Source organism: Actinoplanes couchii (genome assembly GCF_016862075.1).
In the GTDB taxonomy this organism is placed as follows: Bacteria; Actinomycetota; Actinomycetes; order Mycobacteriales; family Micromonosporaceae; genus Actinoplanes; species Actinoplanes couchii.
The window spans coordinates 39,893-52,520 of sequence record NZ_BOMG01000021.1 but is presented as its reverse complement, the minus strand read 5'-3'; the positions used below and the strand labels follow the sequence as shown (position 1 = coordinate 52,520).

Genomic DNA, 12,628 nt, shown 5'->3' with positions numbered 1-12,628 from the left:
ATCGTGACCATTTTCGAGAAGGCCACCCGGGAGAAGTTCCGTTACCCGTCGGTCAAGGGCCTGCTGACCACGGAACAGCTGTGGGAGCTTCCGCTGACCGCCAGGTCCGGTTTCAGCCTCGACGACGTGGCGAAGGCCGTCAACGCCGAGTTGAAGGCCGTCGACACCGAGTCGTTCGTGGCCACCGAGTCCAACCCGGCGAAGGCGACCCTGGAGACGAAGCTGGCGGTCGTCAAGCACGTGATCGCCGTCCGCCTCACCGAGGACCAGGAGGCGAAGGCGAAGGCGGCGAAGAAGCTGGAGAAGGAGAAGCTGCTGGCAGTCCTGGGCCGCAAGCAGGACGCGGTCCTGGAGAACCTGACCGAGGCGGAGCTGCTGGCCCGGATCAACAACCTGTGACCCACCGCCGTCGCCGCCTCTGAACGATCCGCGAATCGGACCTTCGCGGATCGTTCGGAGGCGGATTATCCTGGGATTATGACCGCGATGGCGCCTGCGCGTACCGAGACCGATCTTTCGTTTCTGCTCGATCACACCGGGCGGGTGCTTCGGGCTCGGGTGGCTGCCGCGCTCGGGGAGATCGGGTTGACCGCTCGGATGCACTGTGTGCTCGTGCATGCGCTGGAGGAGGAGCGGACCCAGATTCAGCTTGCCGAGCTCGGGGACATGGACAAGACGACCATGGTGGTCACCGTCGATGCTCTCGAGAAGGCCGGCTATGCGGTTCGGCGGCCGTCCAGCACCGATCGGCGGGCTCGGATCATCTCGGTCACGGCGGCGGGGGCCGAGGTCGCCCGGCGCAGTCAGGAGATCGTCGACGGGGTGCACCGGGCTGCTCTCGGGTCGCTGCCCTCCGGGGAGCGGGACGTGCTCGTCCGGGCCCTGAACCGGCTGGCCACCGGGCATCTGGCCACGCCCGGTGACGGGGATCGGCCGGCCCGCCGGGCTCGGGAGAGCGCAAAGTGAGCCCGCCGGCCCGCCGGGCTCGGGACGACGCCAAGTAAGACCGACGAGGATCGTCTACAACAAAACTATCTGCTACGGTCCTTCCTGTGACTCAGGGAGGAACCATGCGCATGCTCGCCCTCGTCGTGCTCTCCGCCGCCGGGCTGATGACGATCCTGGACGGCAGCATCGTCACCGTCGCTCTGCCCGCCATCCAGCAGGACGTGGGGTTCGCCCCGGCGCAGCTGAGCTGGATGGTCAACGCCTACCTCATCCCGTTCGGCGGGCTGCTGCTGCTCGCCGGGCGGCTCGGTGACCTGATCGGCCGGCGGGCCCTGTTCCTCGCCGGCACCGCCGTCTTCACCGCGGCCTCGCTGCTCGCCGGGCTCGCGGGGGATCCGGCCGTGCTGATCGCGGCCCGGTTCCTGCAAGGGGTCGGTAGCGCGCTCGCCTCCGCGGTCGTCCTCGGCATCCTCGTCACGATCTTCACCGAACCCGGGGAACGGGCCCGCGCCATCGCGGTCTTCAGCTTCACCGGGGCCGCCGGGGCATCCCTCGGGCAGGTGCTCGGCGGGGTGCTGACCGACACGCTGAGCTGGCCGTGGATCTTCTTCATCAACGTGCCGATCGGGATCGCCACCGTGGCGCTGGCCCTGGTCGCGCTGCCCCGCGACCGCGGCGCCGGGCTGCGCGCGGGCGCCGACCTGCCGGGGGCTCTGCTGATCACTTCCGGACTGATGCTGGGGATCTACACGATCGTCAGCGAGCCGGGATCCCTCGTACCCGGCGGCGTGTCCGTGCTCTTGATCGTGCTCTTCTTCGTGCGGCAGGCGACCGCGGCGAAACCACTGATGCCGCTGCGGATCCTGCGCTCGCGCAGCGTGTCCGGTGCCAACCTGGCCCAGATGCTGACCCTCGCCGGGATGTTCGGGTTCCAGGTGCTGGTGGCGCTCTACACGCAACGGGTGCTCGGGTACGGGGCGCTCGACACCGGTCTGGCCATGCTGCCCGCCGCCGTCGGCATCGGGATCGTGTCGCTGTTCGTGTCGGCGCGGCTCAGCGAACGGTTCGGGCCCCGGGCGATCCTGCTCGCCGGCCTGGTCATGCTGGTCGCGGCGATGGGGTGGCTGGCCCGGATCCCGGTGGACGCCGCCTACCTGCCCGACCTGCTGCCGGTGATGGTGCTGATCTCCGGCGGCGGGCTGGTGCTGCCGGCCCTGGCGAACCTGGGCATGTCCGGCGCCGAGGAGAGCGACGCGGGCCTGGCGTCCGGCCTGTTCAACACGACCCAGCAGGTGGGCATGGCGATCGGGGTAGCGGTGCTGGCGACCCTGGCCGCCGCCCGGACCGACCACCTACTGGCCGCCGGTTCCCCGGCTGCGGACGCCCTGACCAGCGGTTATCGCCTGGCCTTCACCACCTCGGCGGCCCTGCTGACGGCGGCGTTCCTGGTGGCCCTGTTCGTCCTGCGCCGCTCGGCGGTGAAAGACCCGGCCCGGGCCGCCGCCCGATAGCGTGCTGCACCGCCCGGCGGTGAAAGACCCGCCCCGGGCCGCCGCCCGATAGAACGAAGACGGGGCGGGCCCGGCGAACCGGGACCGCCCCGCCTACCAGCAGCGAGGGTCAGGGGGTTGGGAACTCCTGGACCTTCTTCCCCTTCATGTAGTCCGCGAGGGTCTCGTAGACCGCCGGGTTGACGATCCCGTGGGACATGTGGTCGTAGTGGCCGGCCCAGTCCGGGTTCGCCAGGTAACCGGCCACCACCAGGGAACGGGTGCCGACGACCAGGGCCGCCGTCTTGTCGTTGTCGGTGGTGCCGGTCTTGCCGAAGACCGGGTGGCCGACGACGTCGCGGACCTGCGGGGCGGTCGAGCCGGCGCAGTTGCCGAGCTGGGCCCGGTCGCCGACCGGGCAGCGGGCCGCGTCGAGGGCTTGCCGGGCCACGTCCTTGCTGGTGGCACGGACGCAGGACGACTTGCCCGTGTCGATCTCGGTGCCGTCGGCGGTGGTGATCTGCTCGATCGGGGTGGGCTCGCAGTACTTGCCGTCGGCGGCCAGGGTCGCGTAGGCGTTGGCGATGTCCAGCGGGGTGGACGCCGACACGCCGAGGCTGAAGGCGCCCCAGTCGTTGGCGGAGTTCTTGGCCAGGCTGGCGTCCTCGTCGGAACGGAACTTGATGCCGAACTTCTGCGCCACCTGGACGACCTTGTCGGCGCCGACCCGTTCCTGCAGCGGGATGAAGTACGTGTTCACCGACTTGCCGAACCCGGTCCACATGTTGAAGTTGCCGGCCTCACTGGCCGAGGCGTTGCTCGGGCAGTAGAAGCCGCCGCAGCCGGACGAGGAGTTGTCGATGTACTGCGACTTGTACTTGGCCGGCGAGTTGATCGTGGTGTCCAGGCCCATCCCGGCTTCCAGGGCGGCGACCATGGTGAACATCTTGAACACCGAGCCGGCCTGGTAACCGGGGACACCGGTGGAGCCGGTGATGATCGGGTTCGTGGTGTTCGGGTAGGTGCCGCGGATGCCCTTGGCGGCGTCCGCCGGGTTCGACGACAACTTGTTCTGCGGCTTGTCGGCGTTATCGATCTTGAACTTGCGGTTCGCGGACAGGGCCCGCACCGCACCGGTGCCCGGCTCGACGGCGGCCAGCATCAGCGCGTTCGGGTTGTTGTCGCTCTGCCGCTCGGTGATCTCCTTGCGGGCGTCCGACTGCGCCTCGATGTCGAGGGTCGTGACGATCCGGTAGCCGCCCTCCTTGAGCAGGCGCTCCCGGTCGTACGTCGTCGCGCCGAAGGCGTCCTGGCTCAGCCACCACCGGTAGAAGTAGTCACAGAAGAAGCCCCAGTGGTTCTTCGCCACCGACACGCAGCCGCTGGTCGGGCGCTGGGTGGTCCGCTTGACCTTGATCTTCTTCGCGGCGGTCGCCTCGTCCGCGGTGATCATCTTCAGGTCGACCATGTTGCCGATGATGTAGTTGCGCCGGTCCAGGGCCTGCGGGTACCCGGTGTCGGTGGTCGGGTCGAACGCGGTCGGCGCCTTCACCATGCCGGCCAGCAGCGCCGCCTCGGCCACGGTCAGGTCGGCCGGTTTCTTGCCGTAGTAGACCTGGCTGGCCGCGTTGATCCCGTAGGCCCCGTTGCCGAACGGCGCCATGTTCAGATAGCGCTCCAGGATCTGCTGCTTGGTCAGATCCTTCTCCAGCTGCAGCGCGTACTTCATCTCGCTGACCTTGCGGGAGGCGGTGTCCTTGGTCGCGTTCACCACCTCCTGCGGGTTGGTGGCGTTGTAGGCCAGGGCCATCCGCACGTACTGCATGGTCAGGGTGGACGCGCCCTGCTTGCTGCCGCCCTGGTTGTTGCTGACCAGCGCGCGGGCCACACCCTTGAGGTCGACACCGTTGTGCTCGAAGAACTTGTGGTCCTCGGCGGCGACGATCGCGTCCTGCATGCTCTTCGAGATCTTGTCCAGCGGCACGTCGCTGCGGAACTCGTCGTACATGATCGCGATCTGGGTCTTGCCGTCGGACGCGAAGATCCGGGACACCTGGGGCGACGTCTGCGCCGTCAGCTCGGACGGCATCTCGCCGAGCTCCTCGGCCCCGGCCTTCGCGGCCAGACCGGCTATCGCGACCGCGGGGAACGCGGCGGCCGCGACCGTCACGGCGGCGAACAACCCGCACACGAGCAACACCGAGGCGTTACGCAGCGGGCCGGATTCACGTTTTTCAGGGGGTTGGCCGACACTCACCCGAGCCAAGCTACCCAGCCGCGTCTACCGCATGCACCGATAGCGAAATCCATCACATCCGGTCTCTTTTTCGCCGGGATGCACAGGTTCATACGCTACGGAATCCCCCTCAGCCCTTCCGTCCGTCGAAGGCCTTCGCCTGGCAGCCGAGTTCGGTCGCCTCGTCCGGAGCCTGGGAATCGGTGTACCAGGACGGGCCGGGTTCCCACTCGCCGTTCTTCTTGACGTAGTCGAGACCGGCCTCGACCAGGCACTCGTGATAGTCGTCGTTGTCGTCGGCCCAGTACGGGTTCCGGTCCTCGTCCAACTCCGGGGCGAGGACCGGCCGCAGCCCGCCGCACGCCTTCTCGATCTCCGGCTGGGCGGACATGATCCGGCCGTTGGTCTCCTTGGTGTTCCCGGTGGCGGTGAGGTCCAGCAGACCGTCCTCGGTGGTGGTCGTCGGCAGGCCCTGCTCCTTCAGGCAGCGCATCCACGGCTGCTGCATCCGCCGCACGTCGGCGGAGGTGGAGTCGGGACGGATCACCGGGGCGCCGGCGGTGGTGCCGGTGGGTGCGGCGCTCGCGGTCCGCAGCGAGGCCACCTCCGGTACGGACTCGGCGCCCGGGCCGGAGCAGCCGGCGAGCAGCAGGACGGTGGTGACGGTGAGCAGCGTTCTCGTACGCACGGGAAAGCCCTTTCAGGAGGAGGCCAGAGCCTCGGTCGGGGTGAGACGGGCGGCACGCATCGACGGATGGGCGCCGGCGAGCATGCCGATGAGCAGGGCGCCGCCGGTGCCGGCGCCGAGAGCAGCGGGTGGGATCACCGGCGGCCAGTGCTGGTACAGGGCCCAGCCGACGGTCCCGGCCACCCCGAGCAGGGTTCCGGTGACACCGCCGAGCAGGGACAGCACCGCGGACTCGGTAAGGAACTGGGCCCGGATCGAGCCCCGGTGCGCGCCCAGGGCCCGGCGCAGGCCGATCTCCCGGCGGCGTTCCAGCACCGAGATGACCATGGTGTTGGCGACGCCGATCGCCCCGACCAGCAGGGCCACTCCGGCCATGCCGAGGAACAGCGCGTCGAAGGTGGTCTCCGAGGCGCGTTTGGCGGCGAGCGCGTCGGACGGCCGGGTGACCCGGACCAGGGCGGGCCGGCTGGGCAGCACGGTCCCCGGCAGCACCTCGCGGACCGCCTCCACCGCGGCGTCGTGACTGCGCACGTAGAGCACCGTCGGCAGCCCGTCGAAGGCCAGCTCCCGCTGCGCCGACGGCCAGCCGACCAGGGCCGACCGGTCGATCTCGGGGGCCAGCGGGATCGGGTCGAGGACTCCGGTGACGGTGAACCAGCGGTGCCCGATCCAGAGCTGCGGGCCACCGGCCGCGCCGGTGATGCCGAGCCGTGCGGCGGCCTCGGCGCCCAGCACCACCGCCGGGAACCGCTCGGTGCCGGCGTCGAACCAGCGGCCGTCGCGGACCGTGCCGCCGAGCAGGTCCAGGACACCCGGCTGGGTGGCGAGCACCGTGGTGGCGGCCGAGTTGTCGGCCCGCTCGTTGCGGGCGACGGTGGCCCGGGTGTTGGCCATCGCGGCGGCGCCGGTGACCGGGGCGATCCGCCGGGCCATCTCGGTCGCGTGCTCGTCCAGGGCGACCGGTGGCTCCTGGTCCGGCAGGGAGCTGGCCTGCAGCAGATCGGTGCCGAGCCGCTCCAGCTCGAGCGACAGGGCCCGTTCGCTGGAGGCGGGGATGCCCATCGCCACGACCATGGTGGCGATGCCGATCGCGATGCCGAGTGCGGACAGGGCGGCCCGGGCGCGGCGGACCCGTAGCCCGGCCAGTCCGAGAACGATCAGATCGACCGGGGAGATCACCGGACCACCCGCCCGTCCCGCAGCTCGATCCGGCGGGGCAGGGCCGCGGCGATCTCCCGGTCGTGGGTGATCACCACGATGGTGGTGCCCTCGGTGTTGAGCCGGATCAGCAGGTCCAGCACGGTCCGGCCGGTGCCGGTGTCCAGCGCCCCGGTCGGCTCGTCGGCCAGCACCAGGTCCGGTCCGGTGGCCAGCGCGCGGGCGATCGCCACCCGCTGCCGTTCCCCGCCGGAGAGCTGGTGCGGCAGGTGGTCGAGCCGGTGACCGAGACCGACCCGGTGCAGCGCCTCCCGGGCGATCTCCCGCCGCCGGCGCCGGGGCACACCCGCGTAGAGCAGGCCGGTCGTCACGTTGTCGGTGGCGGAGAAACCGTCGGTGAGGTGGAACTGCTGGAAGACGAAGCCCAGACTCCGGGCCCGGAGGGACGACAATCTTCGATCCGAAAGGGTACGTACGTCGTGGCCCCGCACCAGGACCGTGCCCCCGGTCGGGCGGTCCAGGGTGCCCATGACGTTGAGCAGTGTGGACTTCCCGGAGCCGGACGCGCCGACGACGGCCAGCAGGTCACCGGGATCCACGGTCAGCGAGACCCGGTCCAGGGCGACGACTCCCCCGGCGTACTCCATGCTCGCCTCGCGGACCTCCAGAACGGGCGTGGTCACGACGCGGTCACCACCCGGGCGCCCTCGGCCAGCCCGTCGCCGCTGATCTCGACCATGCCCATGGCGAACATGCCGGTCTCGACGGCGACCAGCGGACCGCCGGCGAGCTGCACGGCGTGGCCGCCCTCACGCAGCGCCAGCAGGGCGGCCACCGGCACCGCCAGCACGTCCTCGCGGACCTCGCCGGTGAATGTGACCCGTACCGGGGCGGAGTCCAGATCTCCGACCGCGGCCGGGTCGGACAGGCCGACGGTGACCGCCACGTCGGCCCCGCTGTCCCCCTCGGTGGCCGTCGCGTCACGACCGACCGCGGTGACCCTGCCCTTGGCGGTGTCGCCGCCGGGCAGTTCCACCTGCACCGGGAGACCGGTTCTGATCGCGTTCAGGTCGCCCGCCCGGACCGGGACGGTGACCGCCTTGCGCCGCCCGGTGACGGTCAGGACGCCGTCCGCGGCCGGGTCGCCGAGTTGTGCGGCGACCCGGTCCACCCGGACCGCCCCGGGGAGCACCACCACCTCGGCGGCGGCCAGCACGCCGGTCTCCGGCCGGCCGGCGTCCCGCTGCCAGCTCTTGATCGCCTCGATCACGGTCCGGGTCAGGACCGCGTCGCCGGGGCGGATCCGGCGCGGCTGATCGCCGGTGTGATAGCCGAGGGCGCGCAGGTTGTCGACCACCACCCGGACGTCGCGGCCGGTCGTCCCGATGCCCTGGAGCGGGCGGAACAGCGGGGTCGCGCCGTAGAGGAGCAGAACCGGGTGATCGTCGTTGCGGTACAGCGGCTGACCGCGTTTCACCGTCGTGCCGATCTTCGGCAGCCAGGTGACGGTGCCTCCGGCGGCCCGGATGGTGCGGGGCGCGCCGTAACCGAGGGTGCCGGCCAGGGTCTGTGCGGTGGAGAGGTCGGTGCGCTCGATCGCCGCGGTCGCCACCGCCGGGCCGGACGGTCCCGGCCCGGCGCCGGCTCCGTCTCCGGCGGTGCAGCCACCCAGTGCGCCCGCCAGCGCCAGCGCGGCGACGAAGATCGTCTGTCGTCCCATGCCGACCGAGCCTGCCGACCGGTCGTCGCCGTCCGGTCAGCGGTTTGTCGAGGGATTGTCAGATTCTGCGGACCCCGTGCACAGGCGTCCTAGAGTCGTGCGGTGCCCGAGCGAATCCTGATCGCCGAGGACGATCCCCGGCAGGCCGAGATCGTCCGCCGTTACCTGCGCGCGGCCGGCTGGGATCCGGTCGTCGTCACCGACGGCCGGGCTGCCGTCGACGCCGTCCGGCGGCACGTCCCCGATCTGCTGGTGCTCGACCTGATGTTGCCGGGGATCGACGGGCGGGACGTGTGCCGGGTGCTGCGCATCGACCACGACCTGCCGATCCTGATGCTGACCGCACGGTCCAGCGCCGACGACCGGGTGCTCGGGCTGGAGCTGGGGGCCGACGACTACCTGACCAAGCCCTACGACCCGCGGGAGCTGGTGGCTCGGGTGCGCGGGCTGCTGCGCCGCTCCGCGTCGCGCCCGGCGGCCGGCGCGGGGCTGCGGGTCGGCGCGCTCACCGTCGACCCGGCCGGGCACACGGTGCGGATCGACGACACCGAGATCGCCTGTACGCGGGGAGAGTTCGCCGTCCTCGCCGCGATGGCCGCCGAACCGGGGCGGGTGTTCAGCCGCCGTCAACTGGCCGAGCGGATCAGCGGGCTGGACCGGAACGCCACCGACCGCGGCATCGACATGCACGTGATGAACCTGCGCCGCAAACTCGGCCCGGCCTACCTGGTCACCGTGCACGGGGTGGGTTACAAACTGGTTGAGGCATGAGCCGGGTTCCGGCGCATCGGAGTCTCGTCGTACGGCTGCTGGGCACCTCGATCCTGATCGTGGCCCTGGCCGTCGGGGCCGCGGGCTGGCTCGCCGCGAAGACCGCCACCCGCGCCGCGCAGCAGGAACGCGGCCGGACCCTGGCCGGTGACCTGCTGATCCACGACACGCTGCTCGGGCATGCCGCCACCCACCCGAACTGGGACGGGGTGGCGCCGGTGCTGCACGATCTCGCCGCGCGGACCGGGCGCCGGATCACCCTGACCGGCGCCGACGGCACGGTGCTGGCCGCCAGCCACCCCGGCGAGCCACTGGCGGACCGGCCGGACGCCACCGTCGACCCGCTGGGCGACCCGATCGACCCGCGCGCGTCCGGGCCGTACCTGCTGCCCGCGGGTGAGCGCGAGGCCCAGCGCCGGGTCGCCGAGAAACGGCTCGTCTGCCTGCGCGGTCAGGGTATCGGCGCGACCCTGGAACGGATCCCGTCCGGGCGTACCGAGGTCCGTCTGGCCGTCGGGCGGTTCCGCTCCCAGCGGGACTGCTCGTTCCGGGAGGAGGAGCCGACCCGCACCGAACGCGCCGCCCTGGACCAGCTGCTCCAGCGGGTCAACCGGTGCCTGAAAGCGCAGTTCCTGGCCGAGATCGGTTTCTACACCGCCGACTTCACCTGGTACTTCCGGGATCCGACGCACACCGCGAACAGCCGCGACGTACAGAACTGCGTCGACTGGGGACGCCGGGAACAGTTACGCCCGTACGTCGCCGCGCCGGCCCGCCTCTACGTCGGCTCCCCGGCCCGGCCGCCGGTGTCCCCGTTCGACCTGTCCCCACAGAGCACCGCCCGGATCGCCGTCGTCACCGTGTCGGTGCTGCTCGCCGCCATCCTCGCCACCCTGGTCGTGGGCATCCGGCTGGTCCGCCCGCTGCGCGCCCTGACGGCCGCCGCCGACGCGTCCGCCGACCGTCCGGTCCCGGTCGCGATCACCCGTAACGACGAGATCGGCCGTCTCGCCGGGGCCTTCAACGACCTGGCCGCCCGCAGCGCCCGCAGCGAACAGCAGCGCCACACCATGGTCGACGACATCGCGCACGAGCTGCGCAGCCCGCTCACCAACATCCGCAACTGGCTGACCGCCGGCCAGGACGGTCTCGCCGACCTGGATCAGGATCTGCTCCGGCTGCTGCTGGAGGAGGCCGGTCTGCTGCAGCACATCGTCGACGACCTGGCCGTCCTGGCCGCCGCCGACGCGGGCACCTTGGACCTGAACCTCTCGTCGCACCGGGTCGCCGACCTGCTGACCCAGGTGTGCGACGCCCATCGCCGGGCCGTGGTGCCGGTCCGCCTGGAGATCGACGGCGATCCGTCGGCCGACGTCGATCCGGTCCGGTTCCGGCAGATCGCCGGCAATCTGCTGTCCAACGCGCTGCGCCACACGCCGCCCGGCGGCCGGGTCGACGTCCGGGCCGCCCTCGACGGCGGTGACCTGGTGGTGACCGTGGCCGACACCGGGGAGGGGATCGCCGAGGCCGATCTGCCGTACGTCTTCGACCGTTTCTGGCGGGCCGACCGGGCCCGCGCCCGGGCCACCGGCGGCAGTGGACTGGGCCTGTCCATCGCCCGCCGGCTGGCCCGGGCCCACGGCGGCGACATCACCGTCACCAGCGCCCGGGGGCAGGGCAGCACGTTCGTGGTCCGGTTGAACGGCCGTGGCCACCGCCTTGGGGGGTAGGCGGTGGCCACGGAGCACTGACGGAACCTCAGCCCCAGATCGAGGCGACCCACTCGGGGTGGTCGATGAACGGGTTGCGGTTCTTCTGGTAGGTGGCATAGATCGTCTGGTTGCGGGCCTTCTCCGTGGCGTCCGGCGGGTCGGCGTTGTGCCAGGCCTTCAGGGTGGACAGTTTGCCCATGTAGGGGACGCTGCCGTTGCCCGTGGTGTTGTTGAGTTCCAGGTCGGCGAAACCGTCGTCGCCGGAGTAGCGGACCGCCATGTAGAACAGCATCCGGGCGACGTCGCCCTTGATCGCGGCGCGCGGCTCCCACGAGTCGGAGTCGTAGTAGTTGCCGGTGGCGCCGGAGGCGGCGCTGCCGCCGTTGTCGAAGTCGAGGTTGCCGCGCAGGGCATTGACCGCGACGTCCTCGGGGCGCAGGTGGTGCAGGTCGGTGCCGGGGCCGGCGCCGGTGCCGAAGTCGCCGTGCGACTGCGCCCAGACGTGCTCGCGGTTCCAGTCGCCGCTGTCGCCGCCGTTGAGCGTCTTGGAGCGGCTGATGTTGGAGTAGAACAGCCGCACGTTCGACGAGTTCGACGGGTCCTGGTCGGTGACCTTGAGGGCGGTCCAGACGCCGTCGTACGACAGCTTGGTCACGCCGGTGGAGATGATGGTGTGCAGTGACGACTTGAGGCTGGTGCCGGTCTTGCCGATCGCGTTGGCGTAGTACGCGTCGGTGGTGCTGGACGCGGTCGGGGTGGCCGAGGCGGTGGCGGTGGGGCTGGTGGTGGAGCCCGCCCCGAGTGTCATGGCGGTCGGCGACTTGAGGCCGGCGTGCGGGGTGAAGTAGGGGGTCAGCGTCCCGGTGACGGTCAGCTGCTTGCCGATCAGCGACGGGTTGGTGGCCAGCCCGAACGACGACCGGTACGTGCTGGTGATCTGCACGTACAGCATGCTGCTGGTGCTGGTGGTGGACGCGCTGTCGGCGATCGCGAGGGCGGTGTCGCCGGTGAAGCCGCTGAACTTGACGACGGTGTCGGCGGTCGGCTCGCCGACGATGTAACCGGTGACGGTGCCGCTGGCGCCGGTCTGGGTGCTGATCGCCTGGGCGACGGTGAGCGACGCCGCGGAGGCCGCGGTCGGCGTGGTCAGGACCGCGATGAATCCGGCCAGCAGGCCGACCAGCGGGGGGATGGTCAGCGCGACGATGCGCCGATGACGTCGGGTGGGACCGGGCATGGGGGGCTCCGTTCGCCTGCCTGTATAGACAGGTCTCAGTGTGGAGCACCCCGTCCGGCGAGGGTCATATCAAACAGGTCATACACGCGGGAGCAGTGCCGCCACCAGATCGGTGACCGGCTCCAGCAGATCGTCGGCGCCGGCCGAGCCGAGCGGCTGCATCCCGGCGGTGTTGCGCAGCATGACGATGCCGACGATCGCGGCCAGCAGCATCTGGGCCCGCAGCAGGTCGCCCTCGGCCCGGACCGGATGCCCCGCGCCGGCCGCCATCTTCTCGCTCATCGTCCGCAGGAACTCGCCGCGCATCTGGTCGATGCGCTCGTCGCCGGAGGTACGGATGAGCAGCAGCAGACCGGTGCGCATCCGATCGTCGGAGGCCGGGTCGCCGAGGCGCCGGGCCAGCCGGGCGGCGAAGTCCTCCGTGCCGGGAGAAGTTTCTTCGGCGCCGCGGCGCACGTCGGTGAAGGCCCCGTTCAGACAGGCCTCGAAGAGTCCCTCTTTCGAGGAGAAGTAACGGCTGATCAGGGCCACGTTGACCCCGGCCTGGTCGGCGATCTCCCGCACGGTGGTCGCCGCGTATCCGTCGTGGGCGAACCGTTGCCGGGCGACGTCGATCAGATCCTGGCGGGTCTGCGCTGCGTCACGACGGCGTTTCGGAGAAGTCACCA

The 12,628-nt window shown here is 71.1% G+C and carries 12 protein-coding genes; 5 read left to right on the top strand and 7 right to left on the bottom strand.

The window, feature by feature from the left end; all coding sequences use genetic code 11:
* The first annotated feature begins 3 nt into the window (after window positions 1-3).
* The 3 genes from Aco03nite_RS04785 to Aco03nite_RS04775 all read left to right on the top strand — a co-directional run bounded on the left by Aco03nite_RS04785 (window position 4) and on the right by Aco03nite_RS04775 (window position 2,459).
* On the top strand, window positions 4-399 hold the full coding sequence (locus Aco03nite_RS04785; protein WP_203793359.1) for a hypothetical protein: 396 nt from the start codon (window positions 4-6) through the stop codon (window positions 397-399).
* A gap of 78 nt (window positions 400-477) precedes the next feature.
* Window positions 478-966, top strand: coding sequence for a MarR family winged helix-turn-helix transcriptional regulator (locus tag Aco03nite_RS04780; RefSeq protein WP_203793358.1), 489 nt, complete (start codon window positions 478-480; stop codon window positions 964-966).
* 104 nt (window positions 967-1,070) lie between these two features.
* The gene (locus tag Aco03nite_RS04775; protein ID WP_203793357.1) at window positions 1,071-2,459 is read left to right on the top strand and encodes an MFS transporter; all 1,389 of its coding nucleotides are present in this window, start codon (window positions 1,071-1,073) and stop codon (window positions 2,457-2,459) included.
* Window positions 2,460-2,568: 109 nt separating this feature from the next.
* Here the strand turns inward: Aco03nite_RS04775 and Aco03nite_RS04770 are convergent, their stop codons facing one another.
* From Aco03nite_RS04770 to Aco03nite_RS04750, 5 genes are all read right to left on the bottom strand, one after another.
* On the bottom strand, window positions 2,569-4,695 hold the full coding sequence (locus tag Aco03nite_RS04770) for a transglycosylase domain-containing protein (protein ID WP_203793356.1): 2,127 nt from the start codon (window positions 4,693-4,695) through the stop codon (window positions 2,569-2,571).
* Window positions 4,696-4,804: 109 nt separating this feature from the next.
* On the bottom strand, window positions 4,805-5,362 hold the full coding sequence (locus tag Aco03nite_RS04765; RefSeq protein ID WP_203793355.1) for a hypothetical protein: 558 nt from the start codon (window positions 5,360-5,362) through the stop codon (window positions 4,805-4,807).
* Window positions 5,363-5,374: 12 nt separating this feature from the next.
* Window positions 5,375-6,541, bottom strand: a complete 1,167-nt coding sequence (locus Aco03nite_RS04760) for an ABC transporter permease (RefSeq protein ID WP_203793354.1) — start codon at window positions 6,539-6,541, stop codon at window positions 5,375-5,377.
* The gene (locus Aco03nite_RS04755; protein ID WP_203793439.1) at window positions 6,538-7,167 is read right to left on the bottom strand and encodes an ABC transporter ATP-binding protein; all 630 of its coding nucleotides are present in this window, start codon (window positions 7,165-7,167) and stop codon (window positions 6,538-6,540) included. The genes Aco03nite_RS04760 and Aco03nite_RS04755 overlap by 4 nt, the downstream gene beginning before the upstream one ends.
* A gap of 32 nt (window positions 7,168-7,199) precedes the next feature.
* Window positions 7,200-8,240 carry an efflux RND transporter periplasmic adaptor subunit gene (locus Aco03nite_RS04750; RefSeq protein ID WP_203793353.1) on the bottom strand — a complete coding sequence of 347 codons (1,041 nt, stop codon included), beginning with the start codon at window positions 8,238-8,240 and terminating at the stop codon, window positions 7,200-7,202.
* A gap of 102 nt (window positions 8,241-8,342) precedes the next feature.
* On the opposite strand from Aco03nite_RS04750, the gene Aco03nite_RS04745 reads away from it, so the two are divergent.
* Entirely contained in the window at window positions 8,343-9,011 is a 669-nt protein-coding gene (locus Aco03nite_RS04745; protein WP_203793352.1) for a response regulator transcription factor, read from the top strand.
* Entirely contained in the window at window positions 9,008-10,741 is a 1,734-nt protein-coding gene (locus Aco03nite_RS04740) for a HAMP domain-containing sensor histidine kinase (protein ID WP_203793351.1), read from the top strand. Before Aco03nite_RS04745 ends, Aco03nite_RS04740 begins: the two co-directional genes overlap by 4 nt.
* A gap of 28 nt (window positions 10,742-10,769) precedes the next feature.
* On the opposite strand, the gene Aco03nite_RS04735 is transcribed toward Aco03nite_RS04740, so the two are convergent.
* Window positions 10,770-11,960 (bottom strand): endonuclease, encoded by a 1,191-nt coding sequence (locus tag Aco03nite_RS04735; protein WP_203793350.1) that lies wholly within the window; start codon window positions 11,958-11,960, stop codon window positions 10,770-10,772.
* Between the two features lie 78 nt (window positions 11,961-12,038).
* On the bottom strand, window positions 12,039-12,626 hold the full coding sequence (locus Aco03nite_RS53985) for a TetR/AcrR family transcriptional regulator (protein WP_275415820.1): 588 nt from the start codon (window positions 12,624-12,626) through the stop codon (window positions 12,039-12,041).
* Window positions 12,627-12,628: the final 2 nt, after the last annotated feature.

Excerpts from the sequence above, each read along its gene's own strand:
- Aco03nite_RS04755 (WP_203793439.1), bottom strand. The coding sequence starts at position 7,167 with ATGGAGTACGCCGGGGGAGTCGTCGCCCTGGACCGGGTCTCGCTGACC.
- Aco03nite_RS04740 (WP_203793351.1), top strand. The coding sequence starts at position 9,008 with ATGAGCCGGGTTCCGGCGCATCGGAGTCTCGTCGTACGGCTGCTGGGC.
- Aco03nite_RS04735 (WP_203793350.1), bottom strand. The coding sequence starts at position 11,960 with ATGCCCGGTCCCACCCGACGTCATCGGCGCATCGTCGCGCTGACCATC.
- Aco03nite_RS04775 (WP_203793357.1), top strand. The coding sequence starts at position 1,071 with ATGCGCATGCTCGCCCTCGTCGTGCTCTCCGCCGCCGGGCTGATGACG.
- Aco03nite_RS04780 (WP_203793358.1), top strand. The coding sequence starts at position 478 with ATGACCGCGATGGCGCCTGCGCGTACCGAGACCGATCTTTCGTTTCTG.
- Aco03nite_RS04750 (WP_203793353.1), bottom strand. The coding sequence starts at position 8,240 with ATGGGACGACAGACGATCTTCGTCGCCGCGCTGGCGCTGGCGGGCGCA.